Source organism: Vibrio sp. 1CM2L (genome assembly GCF_023161695.1).
GTDB classification, from domain to species: domain Bacteria; phylum Pseudomonadota; class Gammaproteobacteria; order Enterobacterales; family Vibrionaceae; genus Vibrio; species Vibrio coralliirubri.
Genome location: NZ_JALNTT010000003.1, coordinates 338,400 through 360,357 on the forward strand (window position 1 = coordinate 338,400; position 21,958 = coordinate 360,357).

Sequence of the window (21,958 nt, forward strand, 5' to 3'; positions counted from 1 at the left end):
TTGGCAATTTGACAAGGTTCTGTTTTTCAAGCCTAACTAATTGAGTTAATTCACTCTATATTTTCAATTAACCCCTACACAGTAACAGCAATACCCGTTACATTAACCCGCATCCCCTTTAGATGGTTCAAAGTATGTTTCATCCTATTTCGTTGTTTGTTGGCCTACGCTATTTGAAAGGCCGTTCAGGTGATCGCTTTAGCCGTTTTGTTTCTTATATGTCGACGGCAGGTATCACCATTGGTGTGCTGTCTTTGGTTACTGTTTTATCGGTAATGAATGGATTCGAAGCGCAGTTAAAAGACCGAATTCTTGGTGTTCTTCCTCAAGCGGTGGTTTATGAGCAAGGTGGCACTACCTCTCTTGCTGCCCAAGCGCCTAATTTTGCAGAGCAAATCTCGCTTAATGGTCACGTTGAACCGATTGTCCGCAGTGAGGCAGTGATTCAGAGTCCGGCTCAGTTATCTGCGGGGCTATTAATCGGCATTGAACCTAATTCAGACGACCCTCTTCAGAACCACTTAATTGCGGGCAGATTGTCTTCACTTAAGGCGGGTCAATATCAGTTGTTCCTCGGTCATACTTTGGCGAGAAACTTGAAAGTTTCTATGGGTGACAAAGTTCGCCTGATGGTGACCAGCGCTAGCCAATACACCCCATTAGGTCGTATTCCAAGCCAACGAAATTTCACCGTTGCCGGTATTTTCAATACAGGTTCTGATATCGACGCTCAACTGATGGTGACAGACATCCAAGATGCAGGGCGTTTGATGCGTTATAAATCAGACACTATTTCAGGTTGGAGACTGTTTTTTGAAGACCCGTTTGAAGTTGCAGAGTTATCGACTCAGCCATTACCGGAAGGTTGGTTGTGGAGCGACTGGCGAGACCAACGTGGTGAGCTATTCCAAGCCGTTCGTATGGAAAAAAACATGATGGGCTTAATGCTTGGGCTTATCATCGGTGTTGCTGCTTTCAATATTATCTCGGCACTTATCATGGTGGTGATGGAGAAGCAGTCTGAAGTCGCGATTCTTAAGACCCAAGGCATGACTGATGGTCAAGTCATGGGAATCTTCATGGTTCAAGGCGCAAGTAGTGGCGTGATTGGTGCGCTCTCTGGTGGTGTGTTAGGCGTTGCCCTAGCGATGAACCTTAATACTATTTTAGAGGCGATGGGCGTTGCTCTGTTCTCATTTGGTGGCCAGCTACCAATTCTGATTAACCCAATTCAAATCGCTGTTGTTGTGGTTCTGGCTATTGCACTTAGCCTGATTGCTACTGTATTCCCTTCTTATCGTGCATCGTCTGTGAAACCTGCTGAGGCCCTTCGTTATGAGTAATTTTCTTCAATGTAATGATATCCGTAAAACGTACCGTGAAGGCTCGTTAGATACTGAGGTGCTCAAGGGAGTCAGCTTTGAAATCGAAAAGGGTGAGCTAGTAGCAATCATCGGTACCTCTGGCTCGGGTAAAAGTACTTTACTACATATCTTAGGCGCATTAGACGATGCTTCTGCGGGCAGCGTAAGTTTTCTTGGTCAGGATTTAGCATCTTTGAGTTCAAATAAGCAGGCGAAGCTTCGCAATCAGCATCTTGGTTTTGTCTATCAGTTCCATCATCTTCTCTCGGACTTTTCAGCGTTAGAAAACGTAGCTATGCCGTTGCTGATTGGTGGTGAAAAGCCAGCGAAAGCAAAACAAGAAGCGCAACGTCTGTTGGATAAAGTTGGATTGAGTCATCGTGTTGATCACCGACCTTCAGAGCTTTCTGGTGGCGAAAGGCAACGTGTGGCGATTGCTCGTGCATTGGTGAATAAGCCTGCGTTAGTGTTGGCGGATGAACCAACCGGTAACCTTGACCATAACACCGCACTATCTATTTACGATTTAATGCGTGAACTGAACCGTGAATACGATACTGCCTTTTTGGTCGTGACTCACGATGGTGAACTTGCCGGTAAGATGGACCGCCAGCTTCACATGCAAGATGGTTTACTGGTCAACGTAGAAAAAGAGGAGAGCTAAGTGTTTTCTTCTTTATCCCTATTGATAGGCGGCCGATTTAGTCGTGCGAAACAACGAGACAAGATGGTGTCGTTCATCTCTTTGTCCTCGACGATTGGTATCGCTGTTGGTGTCGCGGTGATCATTATTGGCTTATCTGCGATGAATGGCTTTGAGCGAGAGCTTCAATCACGAGTACTTTCTGTCATTCCTCACGGTGAGTTTGAAGGCGTGAATGAGCCTGTGACTCGTTGGGAGCACGTGATTGAGGAATCGATTAAGCACGATAAAGTTGTTGCTGCTGCGCCTTATGTAAAAATTACTGCACTTGCTGAAAAGGGCAAAGAACTCAAAGCAATTGAAGTTCGCGGCGTTGACCCACAACTTGAACAACAGGTATCAAGCCTGTCGAGTTTTATCGATAAGCAAGCTTGGAGCGAGTTTAAGGCAGGACAGCAGCAGATCATTTTGGGTTCTGGTGTAGCGAATGTGCTGGGTGCGAAAGTCGGTGATTATCTGACTTTGATGATTCCAACGGTAAATGGTTCTGTGAAGGTTCAGGCGCCAAAGCGTGTTCGAGTGAAAGTGGTTGGCTTGCTGACGCTTAATGGCCAGATAGATCACAGCTTGGCGCTAATCCCGATTGGTGATGCTCAGGTCTACGCAAACTTAGGTGAGGCGGTGACTGGGGTCTCTTTAAAAGTGACCGATGTGCTGAACGCGAATTCTATTGTGCGTGAAGTGGGTAATCAGCTTGATGTGTATGTGTATCTGCGCAGTTGGCAGCAGAAGTTTGGTTTCTTATATCGAGATATTCAATTGGTTCGTACCATCATGTATCTGGTGATGGTACTGGTTATTGGTGTGGCTTGTTTCAACATCGTCTCGACCTTAATGATGGCTGTAAAAGACAGAGCATCAGAGATCGCGATTTTAAGAACCATGGGTGCATCAGACGGTCTTGTGAAGCGCATCTTTGTTTGGCAGGGCGTATTCTCAGGTGTTTTAGGCAGTTTAGTCGGGAGTGCGATAGGTGTGTTGGTGGCGCTTAATCTCACGACACTAATCAAAGGGCTTGAAAAGCTGGTCGATCACCAGTTCTTGTCCGGCGATATCTATTTTGTCGACTTCTTGCCATCACAACTTGATATGACGGATGTTGTTGTCGTTTCCGGCACTGCGATTGTGCTGAGCCTACTAGCGACATGGTATCCAGCGTCACGCGCGGCGAAGTTAAACCCAGCCTCAGTGCTGAGTTCTAAATAGCATTCGCCTAAATAACAGGCCGTCAGTTTTCAGTCGATACAAAAAAAGGATCCCAGTGGGATCCTTTTTTATTGAATTCAATTCATGTTCTTTACGACTTTCGTTACATGCCAATCTTGCAGAGGTAAGTAGCTCATCCGATTTTAACTTGTGTACGTTTTAAGTGAAGCACATACAAGGTTAGATTGAATAACAAGTGATGGCGTTCAGTGCCTTGCTTGTCGCTTCTTCCAACTTCTTACTACTGAGTAGCGCCATAAACCGCGAATACCAAAGTAGCCAATCATTGCTGAAACCACTCCACAAATCAGACAACCCAATAAGAACGGAGGCCCTATAGTGCTCATTTGCGCCAAGATGAAGTCCCAAGACAATTCGAAATGGAAGGCTTGAGGTGGCACATGCATAACAAACGCCCCGACTTTATAAGCAAAGTAGAAGAGAACAGGCATGGTAACCGGGTTACTGATCCAAACAAGTGCGACAGCTAAAGGCAGGTTAACGCCACATGCGACAGCAAGGCCTGCAGACATAATCATTTGACTTGGTAGAGGGACAAACGCCATGAATAACCCAACAGCAAACGCGCCAGCCGCAGAGCGACGATTAAGGCACCATAAGTTGGGGTTGTACAAAACATTGCCAAAAACTTTCAATGCTTTCTGACGCTTGATTAGATCATGGTCAGGCATAAATCGTTTGATAAACTTTCTTGGCATAGGAGGAAGCTACTCTCTTGTTTAACACTTGGTTCTTGATTTCATTTGCTGCGACAGTTGTGTCTGCCAGCTTCTGGCCTGTGATGCCTCATTGGGTTTGGGCACCATTGATGCTGTTGTTACTGCTAGCATCAACAAAGTATAGCGTTTTCCGGAGTGCAAGAGGTCCAGTAACAGCATTGATACTAGTTATCTGCCTAGGGAATGCGATTGAAATACAAACGAGTCGCTTATTCCAATCAGGGCAGAATACTACCATAAATGCGTCGGTTGTTAGCCTTTTTAGTGAAAATAGCCACGGTTTTGAAAGCGTAATAGTAGCCAGATCAATTGGCGGCGAAAAATTAATCTTTCCCCAATTGATAAAATTGCGTTTGTTTACCCCTTTTAAGTTAACACTTGGAGATGATGTCTATTTATCGACCTCAATAAAGCCGGTATGGGGCAAACTTAATGAAGCCGGTTTTGACCTCGAAAAGTACTTGTTTAGTACTGGCGTGGTTGCCAATGCAACTTACAGAGCAGAAACCAAATACCGAATTCACTCTAACACCAACTTACGCTCCCGATGGTTTGAAACCAGCCTTGAAAGGTTAAGTCTGCTGTCAAATCAAGATCTCATTATCGCTTTGAGTTTTGGATATCGAGACCTTATTCCGCCTCAGCGGTGGGATTTGCTTAAAAGCAGTGGCTTGATCCACTTGATGGCTATTTCGGGGCTGCATATTGGGATTGCCTTTGGTATCGGCTATCAGATAGGCAAGATATTCAGGTTACTTTCTCCTTCATTTCTTTGGTTACCTACAATATTTGGGCTCGGCTTGGCGTATTTCTATAGTTGGTTTGCTGGGTTCACGCTGCCAACTTTGAGGGCTTTAGTGATGTGCGCCATCGCCAGTTATTTCTTGTGGCGTGGGCAAAATATCAGTTTGCTCCGGTATGTCGCTTTAAGCTTGTGCGTGGTCCTGCTGATTTGGCCGTTTTCAGCCTTGTCGAGCAGTTTCTGGTTGTCCTTTGGTGCATTGGGCGCTGTTCTCTATATCGCGTTAAATACACAGCACTCAACTTCAACCTTTACATTTATCAACAGGGCACTCCAACTGATTAAGATTCAACTGATGCTGACATTCCTTATCGCGCCTTTCTCTATGTTGTTTTTCAAAGGGTTCAGTTTAGTCTCTGTTTTCTACAATTTACTCCTCTTGCCTTGGGTATCGATGGTGACGATCCCGCTGTTGTTTCTGGCAATGTTTCTAAGCTTAATATCGGAGTCAGTGTCTGGCGTGGTTGGTATAACGGCGCTAGACAATGGTTTGGTTAGCCAGGTGTGGAAGTTGGTCGACTTGTCGCTCGAGCCTCTCGTATTTAGTCTTCCTTTCTCTGAGCGATTTTGGATCCAAGTTGATAATCAGACGATTGCATTATCAGTATTCCTTATCTTGTTTTTGAGCTTTGTTAGTCGGTATTTCAAGCGAACATTATCGATATTAGTAACTGCAGTGTTCGTGTTGTGGTGGGAGTTTGGTAAACCTCAGCAAGACAAGCTAACCATAGACATCTTGGATGTTGGGCATGGGTTGTCTTTGGTTTTAGAAAAGAACAATCAGATTGTCGTTTATGATCTTGGTAATGCGTGGCCAGGAGGCTCGGTTGTTGAGTCCTTGTTGATTCCTACTTTAAACCAAAAGGGGATTTATGAATTAGAAGGCGTGATTGTGAGTCATTTCGATTCTGACCATGCTGGTGGTTATCCGGCGTTACTTGAGAACTATACGCCAAAGTGGATAAGAACCAGCCAGAACATTATTCAAGAACGCCAACCTACCACTCAAGCCTCGTCTAATATTCAAACATGTACTATTGGAGAAGTTTGGAACTGGCAAGATGTTGTTTTTGAAGTACTGTGGCCTCCTAAGCAAGTAAAGAGGGCGTATAACCCACATTCGTGTGTGGTCAAGATCTCAGATCATAGTGTTGATTTCTCAATGTTGCTCACTGGTGATATTGAGCTGGTAATTGAGTGGTTACTTGCTCGTGAAGGAGAACAGCTAAGGAGTGATGTTATGTTGGTTCCGCATCATGGTAGCGATTCGTCATCGATTAAGCCGTTTATTGAGGCGGTGTCTCCTCAGCTGGCAATAGCTTCTCTCGCCAAAGGCAATCAGTGGGGAATGCCTAGTGAGTCTATTATTGAACGCTATCAGGAAGCGGGGAGTACTTGGCTTGATACTGGAGAAAGCGGACAAATAACCATCACTCTTAGCAAAGAAGGTTGGCAATATCATGCGATTAGAGAACAACAAGGCGGGCAGTGGTATAGGCAGATGCTCCGTAAGGGAGTAGAATAGATAGATTATTGTGAGAAAATTAAGCGATTCTATGTCAACACAAACAGATGAAACTACCTGGGTCACATTTAAAAGACTTTGGACTTATATTCGACTATATAAGGCCGGCCTAGGTGTTGCGGTAATTGCGCTTATTATAAATGCCGTTTCTGATACCTATATGATCTCCTTACTAAAGCCGTTACTTGATGAAGGCTTTGGTAATGCTGAATCTGACTTTTTACGTACGCTCCCTATTATTATCTTTGCCATGATGTTCGTTCGTGGCGTCAGTGGTTTTGTTTCAACCTATTGTTTGAGTTGGGTCTCTGGCAATGTGGTGATGGAAATTCGTCGCAAAATATTCAGTCATTTCATGCATATGCCTGTTTCTTTCTTCGATAAAGAACAGACAGGCGCATTGCTATCTCGAATTACTTACGATTCAGAGCAAGTGTCTGCAGCAACCAGTAAAGCGTTAGTCAGTATTGTCCGTGAAGGTGCAAGTATTATTGGCTTGTTGACGCTGATGTTCTGGAATAGCTGGCAGTTGTCTTTGGTGTTATTTGCTGTCGCACCTTTGGTTGCGTGGGCGATCAGTATCGTATCGAAGCGATTCAGAAAGATCTCTAAGAACATGCAAACCAGCATGGGTCATGTTGCTTCTTCAGCTGAACAAATGCTGAAAGGGCATAAAGTGGTTCTAACTTACGGTGGTCAAGACCTAGAAAAACACCGCTTTGATAAAGTTAGTAACCAAATGCGCCAACAAAGCATGAAGCTAATCACTGCTCAAGCGGCCGCTAACCCGATTATTCAAATGATCGCATCAGTTGCGATTGTTGTTGTTCTATTCCTTGCTAGTGTCGATTCTATTAAAGCCGAGCTTACTCCTGGTACGTTTACCGTTGTCTTCTCTGCAATGTTTGGTCTATTACGTCCGCTAAAGGCGTTAACTAACGTAACGTCTGAATTCCAACGTGGTATGGCTGCGAGTACGACTCTATTTGGTTTGATGGATCTAGATACCGAGCAAAACAAAGGAACGTTGAAACCTGAAACTGTAATGGGTGAAGTTGCAGTAAAAGATGTCACGTTTACTTATGACGGTGCAGAGAAACCAGCACTTGATAAGGTCAGCTTTAATATACCGAAAGGTAAAACGGTTGCGCTTGTTGGGCGATCGGGTTCGGGTAAGAGTACCATTGCCAACCTATTTACTCGTTTTTATGACGTAGACTCTGGTTCAATTGAGCTTGATGGCCACGACATTCGTGATTACGAATTGAGAAACCTGCGGGAGCACTTTGCTCTCGTTTCTCAAAATGTGCATCTGTTTAACGATACGGTGGCTAACAACATCGCTTACGCAGCAGAAGAACAGTATTCACGTGAACAGATCGAACACGCGGCTAAGCTTGCTCATGCAAGTGAGTTTATCGATGGCATGGAAAATGGCATTGATACGGTTGTGGGCGAGAATGGCGCGAGTCTTTCTGGTGGTCAAAGACAGCGTATTGCGATTGCACGAGCTCTATTGAGAGATGCGCCTGTTTTGATTCTTGATGAGGCAACATCTGCACTGGATACAGAGTCAGAGAGAGCGATTCAATCTGCATTAGAAGAACTGCAGAAAGACAAAACAGTATTAGTTATTGCACATAGACTCTCTACCATCGAGCAAGCCGATGAGATTCTAGTGGTTGATGATGGTCATATTGTAGAAAGGGGCGCACATGCTGAGCTAATCGCACATGATGGCGCCTATGCACAATTACACCGAATTCAGTTCAGCGGATAAGATTAGGTCTTGTTGTGATCGAAAAGATTTGGTTTAACAATCACCCGTTGAAATATCTTCTCTGGCCGCTATTGTGGCCACTGAGTCTGCTGTTCAAATTGATTAGTGGTCAACGTCGTGATGCTTACCTCTCTGGGAAGAAAGAGACCTACCGCCCGCCTTTACCTGTGATCGTTGTGGGCAATATTACCGCTGGCGGAAATGGTAAAACGCCGGTTGTGATTTGGTTAGTTGAGATGCTTCAGGCTCACGGCTTTAAACCCGGAATCGTGTCTCGTGGCTACGGTGCAAAAGCACCAAGCTATCCGTTGGTGTTGGATGAAAACACGCCAGCTGAGCATTCGGGTGATGAACCTCGTTTGATCCGGAAGCGAACTGGTGCGCCAGTTGCGGTCGATCCGGTGCGCGCTAACGCGGTAAAAGCATTGCTGAGCAAAGGTGTCGACGTGATCATCACTGACGATGGCCTTCAGCATTACGCGCTTGAACGCGATATTGAATTTGCGGTTATCGACGGTGCAAGACGCTTTGGTAGCGAGAGCTTGATTCCTTTAGGTCCATTACGAGAGCCTGTATCTCGTTTAGATGAAGTCGACTTTTTGGTTAACAATGGAGGTAAAGCACACGGGAGAGAGTTCTCGATGTCTTTGCTTCCAAGCCAAGCGGTTAACCTAAAGACGGGTCAGAAAAGGTCTGTGGCAGAATTACAGAAGCTGGTGGCTTTTGCCGGTATTGGTCACCCACCGCGCTTTTTTAAAACATTGGAAGATCTTGATGGTGATGTTGTTTTCACACAGGGCTTCGCCGACCATCAAGATTTTGATAAAGATGAACTTCATGCCTTAGCTAAGAAAGGTATGAATCTGATTATGACAGAAAAAGACGCTGTAAAATGCGAAGAATATGCTCAAGATAACTGGTGGTATCTTCCAGTTTCTGCGCAGTTCGATGAAGATTCGCAACAGCAAATTTTAAAAAGAATAAAAGAGGTTATGGAATACTATGGATCACCGTCTACTTGAGATCGTTGCTTGCCCTGTATGTAAAGGTAAACTAACTTTTGACAAGGATAAGCAAGAGCTTGTTTGTAAAATTGATCGCCTTGCTTACCCAATTAAAGAGGGTATTCCTGTTCTTTTAGAACCTGAAGCTCGCACCGTTTCTATGGATGAGGGTAAGTAATGTCTTATACGGTTGTTATACCTGCAAGATACCAATCGAGCCGTTTGCCAGGGAAGCCACTTGCTGACATTGGTGGAAAGCCGATGATTCAATGGGTATACGAACAGTCAATGAAAGCGGGTGCCGATAACGTTATTATCGCTACCGACGACGCTCGAGTTGAAAAAGCGGCTAAAGCATTTGGCGCGACCGTTTGTATGACATCACCGAATCACGAGTCAGGCACTGAACGCCTAGCTGAAGTGATTGAAGTTATGAAGATTCCTGATGATCATATTATCGTGAATGTTCAAGGTGATGAGCCACTTATCCCACCTTCGATCATTAATCAGGTTGCCAACAATCTTGCTAACAGTACAGCTCCGATGGCAACGTTAGGTGTGGAAATCACTCATGCTGATGAAGTGTTTAACCCCAATGCCGTTAAAGTTGTAACCGATAAAGACGGTTACGCCTTGTATTTTAGCCGAGCAACCATCCCTTGGGATCGCGATGCTTACGCGAACAACGGTACTGCAGCGGAATCTCCTTTGCTTCGTCATATTGGTATCTATGCTTACCGAGCGGGTTTTATCAATACCTACATTAATTGGGAACCAAGCACTCTTGAACGTATTGAGTGCCTAGAGCAATTACGAGTACTTTGGTACGGTGAAAAAATCCACGTAGACGTTGCAGCGGAAGCGCCGGCTGCTGGTGTTGATACGCCTGAAGACCTAGAAGCGGTTCGGGCTATTATTGGCTAAGCTTCTTTGAGCGAGTTCTTGTTTGCTCTACAAAATGAAAAATGATGAGCCTTGCCTATTGCGAGGCTTTTTTTATCTACCGAAAAATGCGCTATCGAAAAGCGCGTGTGTGTCTTATTGACCTAAGCAAACGGATATTGAGATAGTTGCATTGGTTTATGCATCATCAACACGGAATTATCTGAGATTTACCTCGCTCGAGTACCAATTTTTCTCTATAATATGCCGCCTATAAAGTAGTGGCGAATCGCTAGTACAGAATAAAACTTACGACAAAACGTGGAGTAAAAGATGCCTTCTCAAAGCCCAGTGATTACGGTTGATGGACCAAGTGGTGCAGGTAAAGGTACCCTGTGTATGTTGCTAGCAGATAAGCTAGGCTTTCATCTTCTAGACTCAGGCGCGATCTATCGCGTATTGGCTTTAGCGGCAATTCACCATGGTGTGGATACTGAATCAGAGGATGCTTTAGTACCGCTTGCTACACACTTAGACGTGCAGTTTATTGCTGAAGGCGACTTAGTTAAGGTTATCTTAGAAGGTGAAGATGTGTCTGGTGAACTTCGTAAAGAAGAGACTGGCATGGCGGCTTCAAAAGTTGCTGCTTTACCTCGCGTTCGCGAAGCACTGCTTCGTCGTCAACGTGCATTCAGCGCTGCGCCTGGTTTGGTTGCAGATGGTCGTGACATGGGAACGGTTGTGTTTCCTGAAGCTGAAGCGAAAATATTTTTAGATGCAAGTGCTGAAGAGCGTGCGAGTCGCCGCCTTAAACAGTTGCAACAGAAGGGGTTAGATGTTAAATTTGACGACCTTTTGAGCGAGATCCAAGAGCGAGACGACCGAGATCGTAATCGCCCAGTGGCGCCACTTCGCCCTGCAGAGGATGCTCTAGTGCTTGATTCCACCTCAATGAATATTGAGCAGGTAGTAGAAAAAGCACTACACTATATTGAATCGAAACTGGCTGGGTAATTTCGCCGAGCTAGTACGAACGTTGGTCGCAAGGATGATGACCGGCGAATTTATCAACCCCATGCGGTAGGATACCCATGGACGTTTAATTATTGAAGATTAAATAATGACTGAATCTTTTGCTCAACTCTTTGAAGAGTTTCTATCTGAAACTGAATTCCAACAAGGCAGCATCGTTAAAGGTACTGTAGTAGCTATCGAGAACGGTTTCGTTCTTGTAGACGCTGGTCTTAAGTCTGAATCTGCTATCCCTGCTGAACAATTCAAGAACGCTGCTGGCGAACTTGAAGTTGAAGTTGGTGCTGAAGTAGACGTAGCTCTAGACGCTGTTGAAGATGGTTTCGGTGAAACTCAACTTTCTCGTGAGAAAGCTAAGCGTCACGAAGCTTGGATCGTACTTGAGAAAGCTTGTGAAGAAGCTGAAACTGTTGTTGGTATCATCAACGGTAAAGTTAAAGGCGGTTTCACTGTTGAACTTAACGGTATCCGTGCTTTCCTTCCAGGTTCTCTAGTAGACGTACGTCCTATCCGTGACACTGCTCACCTAGAAAACAAAGAGCTAGAGTTCAAAGTAATCAAGCTAGACCAGAAGCGTAACAACGTTGTTGTTTCTCGTCGTGCTGTTATCGAATCTGAAAACAGTGTTGAGCGTGACGAACTTCTTGAAACTCTACAAGAAGGTACTGAAGTTAAAGGTATCGTTAAGAACCTTACTGACTACGGTGCATTCGTTGACCTTGGCGGTGTTGACGGTCTTCTACATATCACTGATATGGCTTGGAAGCGCGTTAAGCACCCATCAGAGATCGTTAACGTTGGTGACGAAATCCTAGTTAAAGTTCTTAAGTTCGATCGTGAGCGCACTCGTGTTTCACTAGGTCTTAAGCAACTAGGCGAAGATCCATGGGTAGCAATCGCTAAGCGTTACCCAGAAGGTCACAAGCTTTCTGGTCGTGTTACAAACCTAACTGACTACGGCTGCTTCGTTGAAATCGAAGAAGGCGTTGAAGGTCTAGTACACGTTTCTGAAATGGATTGGACTAACAAGAACATCCACCCTTCTAAAGTTGTTAATGTTGGCGACGAAGTTGAGGTTATGGTTCTTGATATCGACGAAGAACGTCGTCGTATCTCTCTAGGTCTGAAACAGTGTAAAGCTAACCCATGGCAGTCATTTGCAGAAATGCAAGCTAAGGGCGACAAAGTTACTGGTAAGATCAAGTCTATCACTGACTTTGGTATCTTCATCGGTCTAGAAGGCGGTATCGACGGTCTTGTACACCTATCTGACATTTCTTGGAACGCTGCCGGCGAAGAAGCTGTACGTGAATACAAGAAAGGCGACGAAATCTCTGCTGTTGTTCTAGCAGTAGATGCAGAGCGTGAGCGTATTTCTCTTGGCGTTAAGCAAATGGAAAACGACCCGTTCAACGCATACGTTGCTGACAACAAGAAAGGTGTTCTTGTAAACGGTACTGTTACTGCAGTTGACGCGAAAGGCGCTACTATCGAGCTAATCGAAGGCGTTGAAGGCTACATCCGCGCTTCTGAAGTTTCTCGCGACCGTATCGAAGATGCATCTCTAATCCTAAGCGTTGGCGACAGCGTTGAAGCGAAGTTCACTGGTGTAGACCGTAAGAACCGCGTAATCAACCTATCTATCAAAGCTAAAGATGAAGCTGATGAGCAAGAAGCAATGGCTTCACTGAACAAGTCTGAAGAAGGCGCGTTCGGTAACGCAATGGCAGACGCATTCAAAGCTGCTAAAGGCGAATAATAGCTTCTCATTAAGAGAATTATAGCTATCTAGCCAAGAAAGGAGCCGTAAGGCTCCTTTTTTTTTGCTTATTTTTCCGATAGGTCTATAATTTCTAAAAAGAAAACCAACGAGGGTAACTATGACTAAGTCTGAATTGATTGAAAGACTATGCGCTGAGCAAACGCATCTTTCTGCAAAAGAAATTGAAGACGCTGTAAAAGACATTTTAGAGCATATGGCTTCAACACTAGAAAGTGGTGATCGAATCGAAATTCGCGGTTTTGGCAGCTTTTCTCTGCATTATCGTGAGCCTCGTGTTGGACGTAACCCAAAGACTGGTGACAAGGTAGAGTTAGAAGGTAAATACGTTCCTCACTTCAAACCAGGTAAAGAGTTGCGTGAACGAGTAAACTCAGGAATGTAGCCTACTTATCGGAATTAAGAAAAGCGGCATACTATAATGTATGCCGCTTTTTTATGACCATAATATGGTGGTCTGATTAGTAATTTTCCTGCATAATCGTACAGCTAACCAACCAATGAGTGATGAACTATGAAAATTATAAAAATAGTCGCCGTTATCGCACTTTTCCTAATTGCACTGGCTTTAGGCTCTCAAAACCAAACAACTGTGAATTTCAACTATCTGCTAGCGCAAGGTGACTTCCACCTCTCAAGTTTATTAGGTGTTGTATTCGTTTCAGGCTTCGCCCTTGCTTGGTTAGTCTTTGGTAATATGCACATGCGGTCTCAGCTAAAAATTCATCGCTTGAAGAAGCAACTCAATAAGCAATCAAAGCAGGTCGCTGCTGATACTAAAGCTTAAAGGCTATATTTGATGTTAGAGTTACTGTTCTTACTTTTGCCCATCGCAGCCGCTTATGGCTGGTATATGGGTAATCGTAATGCTCAGCAAGAAAAACAAAAGCAATCACACCAGATCTCCCGTCAATACGTGACGGGTTTGAACCTATTACTGTCAGATCAATCTGACAAAGCGGTTGATCACTTCATTGAGCTGCTTCAAGTAGACAATGAAACCATCGATACTCACTTGGCTTTGGGCAACTTGTTCCGCTCAAGAGGCGAAGTCGACCGCGCTATTCGTATTCACCAAAATCTCATCTCTCGTTCGGGGCTTACCCTCGATCAGAAAAACCTCGCACTGCAACAATTAGCCAAAGACTATATGGTCTCTGGTTTCCTTGATCGCGCTGAAAAAATCTTTGAACAACTTGTAGAAGAACCTGACCATAAAGAGGGCGCTTTACAGCAGTTGGTGGCTATTTATCAGCAGACCCGTGAGTGGAACAAGGCTATCCATTACGGAAATATCTTAGTTAAGCTCGGCAAGAAAAAAATGAAGATGCGTGCGACCGTTGCGCATTTCTGGTGTGAGCTTGCGATGCAAGAACAAGCCGATGGTAATCGTTCTAAAGCGCTTCAGCATTTTAAGAAGGCGCTTTCTGAAGACCCTAAATGTGTTCGCGCAAGTATCGCACTAGGGAAGTTCCACTTAGCGAACGAAGATTACCAAAAGACAATTGATTGTCTTGAGTCGGTGCTAGAACAAGATATCGATTTTATCAGTGAGGTGTTACCAACCCTTGCTGAGTGTTACCACAAGCTTGGACAAGAAGCTCAATTGGTCGAGTTCCTCAAAGCGTGTATTCAGAAGAAAGCAGGTGTATCTGCTGAACTGATGCTGGCGCAATTGGTTGCTCACCATGAAGATGTAGGCTCTGCTCAAGAGTTACTGACAAAGCAGCTTGTTAAAAATCCAACCATGAAAGGTTTTTATCGATTAATCGATTACCACCTAGCGGAAGCAGAAGAAGGCCGAGCAAAAGACAGCTTAACCACACTTCAATCTATGGTTGGTGAACAGCTTAAGGTTAAGCCTCATTACCGTTGTCGTCAGTGTGGTTTCTCAACACACTCAATGTATTGGCACTGCCCTTCATGTAAAGGGTGGGGGACGATCAAGCCTATTCGTGGGCTTGATGGTGAATAGATTTGTGGTCACTTTAAGACCAAATTATTAATTGCAGCTTTCGGGCTGCATTTTTATGACTGTTATTTATCACCTGCTTAGGTGATTAGAAATTTTTAGAAAGTTAACTGCGTTAGGAGATGAAATGAACGACCAAAAAATCATTGTAGCCTTGGATTATGATAATCAAGCGGATGCGTTAGCCTTTGTCGATCGTATTGACCCAGCATCTTGCCGCCTAAAAGTGGGCAAAGAGATGTTTACCCTGTTTGGCCCTGAATTTGTTCGTGAATTACATAAGCGTGGTTTCTCAGTATTTTTAGACCTTAAATTCCACGACATCCCGAACACATGTTCAAAAGCAGTCCGTGCTGCCGCTGAACTGGGTGTTTGGATGGTGAACGTACACGCAAGTGGCGGTGAGCGCATGATGACGGCTTCTCGCGAAATCTTAGAACCTTATGGCAAAGACCGTCCACTGTTAATCGGTGTAACGGTACTCACCAGTATGGAGCAATCTGATTTAGCGGGTATCGGTCTGGACCTTGAACCACAACAACAAGTGATGCGTTTGGCGTCTCTAACGAAAAACTCAGGCTTAGACGGTGTTGTATGTTCTGCACAAGAGGCATCTTTGCTTAAAGGTGCACTTGGTCAGGAGTTCAAGCTAGTTACTCCAGGTATTCGTCCTGTCGGCGCAGATGTTGGTGACCAGAAGCGTATCATGACGCCTTCTAAAGCGATTGAATCAGGCTCAGACTACCTTGTTATCGGCCGTCCGATTACGCAAGCTATAGACCCTGCTGCTGTGCTTGCAGAGATCAACGGTACGTTAGCTTAAGTCTTTATTTAGATTGAGATATAAATAAAGAAGGCCAGCAAATTGCTGGCCTTAATTTTTTAGTCTGGATTAGTCTAATCTGGACTGAATGCTCTGTGTGGAGCTTAAACCGGAGCACCACTATGGAATTTGAAGTCGTTGTCATCTGAAGTGATAAGATTAGCTTCTACTTGAGCAAAATGCGCAATACGCTCTGAAATATCTTTCCCTGCGATCTGCTCTGCTAGCTCAAGGTAATCTTGGTAGTGGCGAGCTTCTGAACGAAGTAGAGACACATAAAACTTCTCCATGTCTTCTTCCAAGAAAGGAGCCAATTTAGCGAATCGTTCACAAGAGCGAGCTTCAATAAACGCACCGATGATAAGCTTATCAACCAGAGCGTCAGGCTCGTAAGTCTTAACTTGCTTGATCAAGCCCTTAGCGTAACGACCCGCCTCAATTGGCTGGTAAGTCACGCCTTTCTTCTCCATCAGCTCCATGACTTGGTAGAAGTGATGCAGCTCTTCTTTGATCAGTAGTACCATCTTATCGATCAGGTCAGCACCGTAATTACAGCCTTCTTTCGCGGTGATTTGCTTGGATACGTTGCTTTTACCACGCAGAGACTCTAAGTCTCCGATACGACGGTAAGCAAATTGTTCGTATGGCAAAATCCATTCATTCAGTTGCTTCGCGCTTTCTTTATCGACGGCGTACTTGCGGATAAGGAACAAAGCACTCTGTGCCGCCTTAAGTTCACACAGCATGTGATCGCGCAGAATGATGTGAAGGTTTTCAGGCTTTTTGGCTTCATCTATCCATGAATCTGGCGTTTCGGCTTTAAGAAAAGAGTGGATTGGAGCGAGTAATTCTTGATACATGGTCAGGGAAAGTTTGTTGATAATGCGGGGATTTTATCACAGCTCAAGAGATCTCCCTATACAGAGAAAGGAAATTCAACAGCTACAAAAAAGGCCGCCTATTTAATGTAAATAAGGCGGCCTTTAAGTGTTGAGTTAGACTGTTACCATTTCTTCTTCTGACCGAAGAGGGCATCCATATCGTCTTCTCGTTCTTTAGATTCCATCTGCTGCAAATCTTGAGCGTTTTTGTCTTGGCGTTTCTGGTCAAGCTCGTTAAGCATCTGTTGAAGCTTTTCTTTGGCTTGATTAGAGTACGAGTCGTTCTTAGTCGCCAAAGCATCAATACCTTTGCGTAATAGCTGAATCGCTGTTCCCGGTTGTCCGCGAGAAATCGAATCGTTTGCACGTTTGATAACATTTTCAATGTTAATACGGATTTGAATCGTTTCTAGGCGAGCATTTTCAACCACATAAGCTTGGGTCTCGAAACGGCCTTTATTGTGCTCGTTGCGTACCGTATCACGTAGGCGCTTAACTAACTTAAGCATCATGATCGCTTGTTTGTCACTACTTGGTACGCGGAAAGCGGTACTCTCGCCACCTTTGTAGTTCTCTTTTAGCTGAGTGATTTGTTGTTTTACGCTTTCAATGCGTTGGGCAAGCTGCTTATTTTTTGGATCGAGTTGATACATGTTTTCTAATGCATCAAGAATTCGATTGTTTAAGCATACAAGAAGATCTTGGCTAAACGGCATGTGATGAGCGTTGCCAATCAGTTCTTCTGTACCGTCAATAATGGTTAGATAACGAGAAGCTTCCTGTTTCTTCGCTGTTTCTACCTTAACTTTATATTGAAGCATGATGTTGTAGCCTAAAACTAACACCAAAAGAACGGCTACTAAGGCGATTATTAAACCAATATTCATATATTTGAGTCTGCTTATTATTTTCTATAGCTAACTGGAGAGGATACACGATTCCATTGTGTATCGGCACTCGTAAATTGCAATTTCTGATTATCTCTTGTTGAGCGAAATCGGCAATCAAAACTTACCAACTAATGTATGAGAATGAGGGTTGGGTTGCAAAGCGTTAGTGATGTTTTTGTTTGTTAAGCTAGAAAAACTCAATTTTCCTGTCATTTTTGTGTTCGAAGCGTTATAACTATTAATTATATTACACGCGACTATAACGCTCTCTTTGCAAATAAGTTAGCACAGAAATGAGTAAAGGATTACGAGGTTAGATATGAAGTTACAGCAACTGAAGTACATTGTTGAGGTTGTAAACCATAACCTAAATGTTTCAGCTACAGCAGAGAGTTTGTACACATCTCAGCCTGGCATTAGTAAGCAAGTTAGATTACTTGAAGACGAACTAGGCATTCAGATTTTTGAGCGTAGCGGCAAGCATCTAACGCAGGTTACCCAAGCGGGTGAGGATATCATTCGTATCTCTCAAGAGATTTTGGCACGCGTTGAAAGTATTAAAGCGGTAGCGGGTGAACACACTCATCCAGAGATGGGTACATTGAATATTTCAACGACTCATACTCAAGCTCGTTATGCACTGCCTGATGTGATTAAAGGTTTCACGGCGCGTTACCCTAAAGTATCGCTTCACATGCACCAAGGCACGCCAAGCCAAATGTCAGAAGCCGTCGCTAAAGGTACAGCGAATTTTGCGATTGCAACGGAAGCGCTACACCTTTACCAAGATGCGATTATGCTGCCTTGTTACCACTGGAACCGTTCGATCGTCGTTACCAAAGATCACCCTCTGGCACAGAAGCGTAATATCACAATCGAAGATCTTGCGGCTTACTCTCTCGTGACTTATGTATTTGGTTTCACTGGCCGTTCTGAGCTTGATACTGCGTTCAACAAAGTAGGGTTAACACCGCGCGTTGTGTTTACCGCGACCGATGCTGACGTAATCAAAACCTACGTTCGTATGGGCATTGGTGTTGGTGTAATTGCAAGTATGGCGATTGACCACGAGCAAGATACTGATTTGGTTGCGATTGATGCGAGCCATCTATTTGGTGCGAGCACAACCAGCATTGGTTTTAGAAAAGGTACCTTCCTGCGTTCTTACATGTTTGATTTCATGGAGCGTTTTGCACCGCACTTGACTCGCCCTGTGGTTGAGCAAGCTATTTCTTTGAAATCGAATGAAGAGATCGAAGAGATGTTTAAAGATATCGAGCTGCCTGTTCGTTAATCTCATCGTGTAAATCTAGATTCTTATTCGGCCTGTATTTGCAGGCCGTTTTTCTTTTGGGCTTTTAGCTTTCGTTTTCTTTATCGATCCTTTCCATTTCGACCTCTTACCCCTACAATCCACGCATCATAGGGGGAAGCATGCATTCACGATTTAAAGTACTCGATTCATTTTTGCTAGAGCACCAGATTTACTGGCGTTCAGAGCCTTTTCACCTATGCCAAACTCAACAGCAGCCGTGGAAAGAGGTCAATCGTCCACTCGTTGATTGGTTACAAAGCTTAGATAATGAAAGCATTCAAACCTTAAAAGAGCAGCCTCAGCTTTTGGTTGAGGAACTGACTCGTTTCCTACCTGAATTAGATACTGCTAGCCAAAACATTCAGTTTGATAACACAGCTTTGGTTGGTTTAGACCTCCCACGTGGTACTGCTGAGGGTATTCCCGGCCGAAAGCTACATCAAATTGTCGCAATGGGCGAGGCTGCATTAGGCCATCACCATGGCAAAGAGTGGCTCGAGTGGTGTTCGGGTAAAGGCTTTCTTGGTCGAATCCTATCTCAACAATCTGATCAAAAAGTCACTAGCTTTGAATGGCAGCAATCGTTATGCGAAAGCGGACAAAAGATTGCGGATGACCAGAAATTAGCGATGAACTTTGTTCAAGGTGATGCGTTTTCTGAAAGTGCGGATAACGTGTTTAACTCAAACCAACATGCCGTAGCCCTTCATGCTTGTGGCGATCTTCATGTTGAGTTAGTTAAAAAGTCAGTGTCACATGGGCTACCCGCGGTCACTATTTCCCCTTGTTGTTATCATCTTATTCGAGACGAAAACTACCAAGCGATGTCTTCTGTCGCGAAAAACTCAGCATTAACGTTAAGTAAGAGCGACTTAAGAATTCCGCTTCAAGAAACCGTCACTGGTGGTGAAAGAGTAAAGAGACATCGCCAACTAGAGATGAGCTATCGTCTAGGCTTCAGCCAGTTACTTAAGGCTGAACTTAACATTGACGAATACATTCCTGTACCGAGCATCAAAAAATCAGAGTTAGCTGAGGGTTTTGAATCTTTCTGCCGTTGGGCATCTGAAGTGAAAGAGCTATCGCTGGGCTCAGGTATTGATTTTGACTCTTATTTGATTCAAGGCGAAGCGCTTTTCTGGGAAATGGAAAAGCTGAGTTTGGTTCAACAAGTCTTTAGACGACCATTAGAGATATGGCTAGCTTTAGATCGCGCTATCTATCTGCAAGAGCAAGGTTATGAAGCTTCGGTTGAAGAGTTCTGTGAACGCAGTATTACGCCAAGAAATCTATTGATTCATGGGGTTAAAATCGAGCGCTAGTGGTAAACCGTACTGTTACGTGTTTTTACGAACTAAATCCATTAATGCAAAAAAGCCAGCGCGACATAATGTCGTACTGGCTTTTTGTTTAATGTGTATGAGTTAACTGAACGCTTCAACGAGAAGGTTATTGCGTTCAGTTAGTCATTACATCATTAGTTAAACATTGCGATTGCTTCTGCTGGGTCTACGTATTCAAGGTCAAAGCTCTCTGCAACTTCTTTACAAGTTACTTTACCGTGAATAACGTTTAGACCTTCTAGGAAGCCTTCATCAGATAGAAGTGCTTCGCGGTAGCCCTTGTTCGCTAGCTTAACAATGTAAGGAAGTGTTGCATTGTTTAGTGCGTAAGTTGAAGTGCGAGCAACAGCGCCAGGCATGTTTGCAACACAGTAGTGAACTACGTCATCAACAATGTAAGTTGGGTCTGCGTGAGTGGTTGCGTGAGAGGTCTCGAAACAACCGCCTTGGTCGATTGCAACGTCAACAACTGCTGAACCTGGCTTCATCTTAGCGATGTGCTCTTTTGTAACCAATTTTGGCGCTGCTGCACCAGGGATTAGTACAGCACCAATCACTAGGTCTGCTTCTAGAACATGCTTCTCAATAGCGTCTTCAGTAGAATAAACCACTTTTGCGCGACCTTGGAATTCTTCATCAAGACGACGCAGTGTATCTACGTTACGGTCAAGAATTGTAACATCAGCGCGAAGGCCTACAGCCATACGTGCTGCGTTAGCACCTACAACACCGCCACCAACAACAACAACTTTTGCTGGTTCAACTCCTGGAACGCCACCAAGAAGAAGACCACAACCACCGTTAGATTTCTCTAATGTTTGTGCACCTGCTTGAATAGACATACGACCAGCTACTTCAGACATTGGTGCTAATAGTGGCAAGCGACCCATATTATCTGTTACAGTCTCATAGGCTACGCAGACAGCTTTGCTCTTGATAAGCTCTTCAGTTTGTGGAAAATCTGGTGCAAGGTGTAAATAGGTAAATAATATTTGCCCTTCGCGAAGCATAGCTCGCTCGACAGCTTGAGGTTCTTTAACCTTTACAATCATCTCTGCTTTCGCGAAAACGTCAGCAGCAGTAGGAAGAATGGATGCGCCTACAGCGATGTAATCATCGTCTGAAAAACCGATACCAGTACCGGCATTGGTTTCTACAAAAACTTGGTGGCCGTGTGAGATTAGTTCTCTCACGCTAGCTGGGGTCATACCAACGCGGTATTCGTGGTTCTTGATTTCCTTAGGTACGCCAATGATCATCCTGACTCCTCATTTTATTTTGGTTGTTTTATCTATGTGTAGGGTAATTCTGTCGAATTAATATCTAGTATAGATAGGTTCAGATAAAATTTGATACTGAATATTAAAAAGTTGTAGTATATTTTTTTGCAAGGAAGTAATAAGGTGGAATAAAAAATGGCAGACAATTATAAGAAGCCGTCCAAGGAACTAGATCGTATTGACCGCAACATTCTTAATGAGTTGCAAAAAGACGGTCGTATCTCAAACGTTGAACTCTCAAAACGAGTAGGACTTTCTCCAACTCCATGTCTTGAACGTGTTCGTCGTTTAGAACGTCAAGGTTACATTACTGGGTATACAGCGTTGCTGAACCCACAGTACCTTGATGCTTCACTTTTAGTGTTTGTTGAAATTACGTTGAACCGTGGTGCGCCAGATGTGTTCGAACAATTCAACACCGCTGTGCAGAAACTGGATGACATCCAAGAGTGTCATTTAGTGTCGGGTGATTTTGACTATCTTCTAAAAACACGTGTATCTGATATGGGTGCTTACCGTAAGCTACTGGGTGATACGTTACTTCGTCTACCGGGCGTAAACGACACTCGAACTTACGTAGTGATGGAAGAAGTGAAACAAACTAATCAACTTGTGATTAAAACTCGTTAGTCACAA

General features: G+C 44.1%; 21 protein-coding genes. 17 read left to right on the plus strand and 4 right to left on the minus strand.

Annotated elements, in window-relative coordinates; genetic code table 11:
* The first annotated feature begins 134 nt into the window (after positions 1-134).
* From lolC to lolE, 3 genes are read left to right on the plus strand one after another with little or no spacing between them, the layout of a single operon-like run.
* On the plus strand, positions 135-1,343 hold the full coding sequence (gene lolC / locus MSG34_RS11590; RefSeq protein WP_059020945.1) for a lipoprotein-releasing ABC transporter permease subunit LolC: 1,209 nt from the start codon (positions 135-137) through the stop codon (positions 1,341-1,343).
* Positions 1,336-2,028: a lipoprotein-releasing ABC transporter ATP-binding protein LolD gene (gene lolD, locus MSG34_RS11595; protein ID WP_048614550.1), complete on the plus strand. Its 693-nt coding sequence runs from the start codon at positions 1,336-1,338 to the stop codon at positions 2,026-2,028. The genes lolC and lolD overlap by 8 nt, the downstream gene beginning before the upstream one ends.
* On the plus strand, positions 2,029-3,273 hold the full coding sequence (lolE, locus tag MSG34_RS11600; RefSeq protein WP_248337502.1) for a lipoprotein-releasing ABC transporter permease subunit LolE: 1,245 nt from the start codon (positions 2,029-2,031) through the stop codon (positions 3,271-3,273).
* A 206-nt stretch (positions 3,274-3,479) separates the two neighbouring features.
* Here the strand turns inward: lolE and MSG34_RS11605 are convergent, their stop codons facing one another.
* Positions 3,480-3,992: a DUF2062 domain-containing protein gene (locus MSG34_RS11605; RefSeq protein WP_017060232.1), complete on the minus strand. Its 513-nt coding sequence runs from the start codon at positions 3,990-3,992 to the stop codon at positions 3,480-3,482.
* Positions 3,993-4,009: 17 nt separating this feature from the next.
* Between MSG34_RS11605 and MSG34_RS11610 the strand changes: the two genes are divergently transcribed.
* From MSG34_RS11610 to pyrF, 11 genes are all read left to right on the plus strand, one after another.
* Positions 4,010-6,340, plus strand: coding sequence for a DNA internalization-related competence protein ComEC/Rec2 (locus tag MSG34_RS11610; RefSeq protein ID WP_248337504.1), 2,331 nt, complete (start codon positions 4,010-4,012; stop codon positions 6,338-6,340).
* 31 nt (positions 6,341-6,371) lie between these two features.
* Positions 6,372-8,120, plus strand: a complete 1,749-nt coding sequence (msbA, locus tag MSG34_RS11615; RefSeq protein WP_248337506.1) for a lipid A ABC transporter ATP-binding protein/permease MsbA — start codon at positions 6,372-6,374, stop codon at positions 8,118-8,120.
* 14 nt (positions 8,121-8,134) lie between these two features.
* On the plus strand, positions 8,135-9,142 hold the full coding sequence (gene lpxK / locus MSG34_RS11620; protein ID WP_248337508.1) for a tetraacyldisaccharide 4'-kinase: 1,008 nt from the start codon (positions 8,135-8,137) through the stop codon (positions 9,140-9,142).
* Complete coding sequence (locus MSG34_RS11625; protein ID WP_004736429.1) at positions 9,123-9,302, plus strand: Trm112 family protein; 180 nt, start codon at positions 9,123-9,125, stop codon at positions 9,300-9,302. Before lpxK ends, MSG34_RS11625 begins: the two co-directional genes overlap by 20 nt.
* On the plus strand, positions 9,302-10,048 hold the full coding sequence (kdsB, locus tag MSG34_RS11630; protein ID WP_048609374.1) for a 3-deoxy-manno-octulosonate cytidylyltransferase: 747 nt from the start codon (positions 9,302-9,304) through the stop codon (positions 10,046-10,048). Before MSG34_RS11625 ends, kdsB begins: the two co-directional genes overlap by 1 nt.
* 291 nt (positions 10,049-10,339) lie before the next feature.
* Complete coding sequence (gene cmk, locus MSG34_RS11635; RefSeq protein WP_017060237.1) at positions 10,340-11,020, plus strand: (d)CMP kinase; 681 nt, start codon at positions 10,340-10,342, stop codon at positions 11,018-11,020.
* A gap of 106 nt (positions 11,021-11,126) precedes the next feature.
* A complete protein-coding gene (rpsA, locus tag MSG34_RS11640) occupies positions 11,127-12,797 on the plus strand; it encodes a 30S ribosomal protein S1 (protein ID WP_010439921.1) in 1,671 nt (556 codons plus the stop codon).
* 121 nt (positions 12,798-12,918) lie between these two features.
* Complete coding sequence (gene ihfB / locus MSG34_RS11645; protein WP_017060238.1) at positions 12,919-13,203, plus strand: integration host factor subunit beta; 285 nt, start codon at positions 12,919-12,921, stop codon at positions 13,201-13,203.
* Between the two features lie 129 nt (positions 13,204-13,332).
* A complete protein-coding gene (locus tag MSG34_RS11650; RefSeq protein ID WP_017066774.1) occupies positions 13,333-13,605 on the plus strand; it encodes a lipopolysaccharide assembly protein LapA domain-containing protein in 273 nt (90 codons plus the stop codon).
* Positions 13,606-13,617: 12 nt separating this feature from the next.
* Positions 13,618-14,793 (plus strand): lipopolysaccharide assembly protein LapB, encoded by a 1,176-nt coding sequence (lapB, locus tag MSG34_RS11655; protein WP_016769333.1) that lies wholly within the window; start codon positions 13,618-13,620, stop codon positions 14,791-14,793.
* Positions 14,794-14,917: 124 nt separating this feature from the next.
* The gene (pyrF, locus tag MSG34_RS11660; RefSeq protein WP_017078954.1) at positions 14,918-15,613 is read left to right on the plus strand and encodes an orotidine-5'-phosphate decarboxylase; all 696 of its coding nucleotides are present in this window, start codon (positions 14,918-14,920) and stop codon (positions 15,611-15,613) included.
* A 104-nt stretch (positions 15,614-15,717) separates the two neighbouring features.
* On the opposite strand, the gene miaE is transcribed toward pyrF, so the two are convergent.
* Together miaE and MSG34_RS11670 are read right to left on the minus strand one after the other, a co-directional pair.
* On the minus strand, positions 15,718-16,473 hold the full coding sequence (gene miaE / locus MSG34_RS11665; RefSeq protein ID WP_248337510.1) for a tRNA isopentenyl-2-thiomethyl-A-37 hydroxylase MiaE: 756 nt from the start codon (positions 16,471-16,473) through the stop codon (positions 15,718-15,720).
* A gap of 143 nt (positions 16,474-16,616) precedes the next feature.
* Entirely contained in the window at positions 16,617-17,381 is a 765-nt protein-coding gene (locus MSG34_RS11670; RefSeq protein WP_048614538.1) for a hypothetical protein, read from the minus strand.
* 322 nt (positions 17,382-17,703) lie between these two features.
* Here MSG34_RS11670 and cysB point away from each other — a divergent pair, with 322 nt between their 5' ends.
* Complete coding sequence (gene cysB, locus MSG34_RS11675; protein WP_017060244.1) at positions 17,704-18,678, plus strand: HTH-type transcriptional regulator CysB; 975 nt, start codon at positions 17,704-17,706, stop codon at positions 18,676-18,678.
* Between the two features lie 140 nt (positions 18,679-18,818).
* On the plus strand, positions 18,819-20,021 hold the full coding sequence (locus MSG34_RS11680; RefSeq protein WP_248337511.1) for a methyltransferase: 1,203 nt from the start codon (positions 18,819-18,821) through the stop codon (positions 20,019-20,021).
* A gap of 155 nt (positions 20,022-20,176) precedes the next feature.
* Here MSG34_RS11680 and ald read toward each other — a convergent pair whose 3' ends face one another.
* Entirely contained in the window at positions 20,177-21,301 is a 1,125-nt protein-coding gene (gene ald / locus MSG34_RS11685) for an alanine dehydrogenase (RefSeq protein WP_017060246.1), read from the minus strand.
* 156 nt (positions 21,302-21,457) lie between these two features.
* Between ald and lrp the strand changes: the two genes are divergently transcribed.
* Positions 21,458-21,952 (plus strand): leucine-responsive transcriptional regulator Lrp, encoded by a 495-nt coding sequence (gene lrp, locus MSG34_RS11690; protein ID WP_004734558.1) that lies wholly within the window; start codon positions 21,458-21,460, stop codon positions 21,950-21,952.
* The last annotated feature ends 6 nt before the right edge of the window (positions 21,953-21,958 follow it).

Excerpts from the sequence above, each read along its gene's own strand:
- kdsB (WP_048609374.1), top strand. The coding sequence starts at position 9,302 with ATGTCTTATACGGTTGTTATACCTGCAAGATACCAATCGAGCCGTTTG.
- miaE (WP_248337510.1), bottom strand. The coding sequence starts at position 16,473 with ATGTATCAAGAATTACTCGCTCCAATCCACTCTTTTCTTAAAGCCGAA.
- MSG34_RS11625 (WP_004736429.1), top strand. The coding sequence starts at position 9,123 with ATGGATCACCGTCTACTTGAGATCGTTGCTTGCCCTGTATGTAAAGGT.
- MSG34_RS11670 (WP_048614538.1), bottom strand. The coding sequence starts at position 17,381 with ATGAATATTGGTTTAATAATCGCCTTAGTAGCCGTTCTTTTGGTGTTA.
- ald (WP_017060246.1), bottom strand. The coding sequence starts at position 21,301 with ATGATCATTGGCGTACCTAAGGAAATCAAGAACCACGAATACCGCGTT.
- pyrF (WP_017078954.1), top strand. The coding sequence starts at position 14,918 with ATGAACGACCAAAAAATCATTGTAGCCTTGGATTATGATAATCAAGCG.
- rpsA (WP_010439921.1), top strand. The coding sequence starts at position 11,127 with ATGACTGAATCTTTTGCTCAACTCTTTGAAGAGTTTCTATCTGAAACT.
- MSG34_RS11605 (WP_017060232.1), bottom strand. The coding sequence starts at position 3,992 with ATGCCAAGAAAGTTTATCAAACGATTTATGCCTGACCATGATCTAATC.
- lrp (WP_004734558.1), top strand. The coding sequence starts at position 21,458 with ATGGCAGACAATTATAAGAAGCCGTCCAAGGAACTAGATCGTATTGAC.
- MSG34_RS11650 (WP_017066774.1), top strand. The coding sequence starts at position 13,333 with ATGAAAATTATAAAAATAGTCGCCGTTATCGCACTTTTCCTAATTGCA.
- lapB (WP_016769333.1), top strand. The coding sequence starts at position 13,618 with ATGTTAGAGTTACTGTTCTTACTTTTGCCCATCGCAGCCGCTTATGGC.
- msbA (WP_248337506.1), top strand. The coding sequence starts at position 6,372 with ATGTCAACACAAACAGATGAAACTACCTGGGTCACATTTAAAAGACTT.
- MSG34_RS11680 (WP_248337511.1), top strand. The coding sequence starts at position 18,819 with ATGCATTCACGATTTAAAGTACTCGATTCATTTTTGCTAGAGCACCAG.
- cmk (WP_017060237.1), top strand. The coding sequence starts at position 10,340 with ATGCCTTCTCAAAGCCCAGTGATTACGGTTGATGGACCAAGTGGTGCA.
- cysB (WP_017060244.1), top strand. The coding sequence starts at position 17,704 with ATGAAGTTACAGCAACTGAAGTACATTGTTGAGGTTGTAAACCATAAC.
- lolD (WP_048614550.1), top strand. The coding sequence starts at position 1,336 with ATGAGTAATTTTCTTCAATGTAATGATATCCGTAAAACGTACCGTGAA.
- ihfB (WP_017060238.1), top strand. The coding sequence starts at position 12,919 with ATGACTAAGTCTGAATTGATTGAAAGACTATGCGCTGAGCAAACGCAT.
- lolC (WP_059020945.1), top strand. The coding sequence starts at position 135 with ATGTTTCATCCTATTTCGTTGTTTGTTGGCCTACGCTATTTGAAAGGC.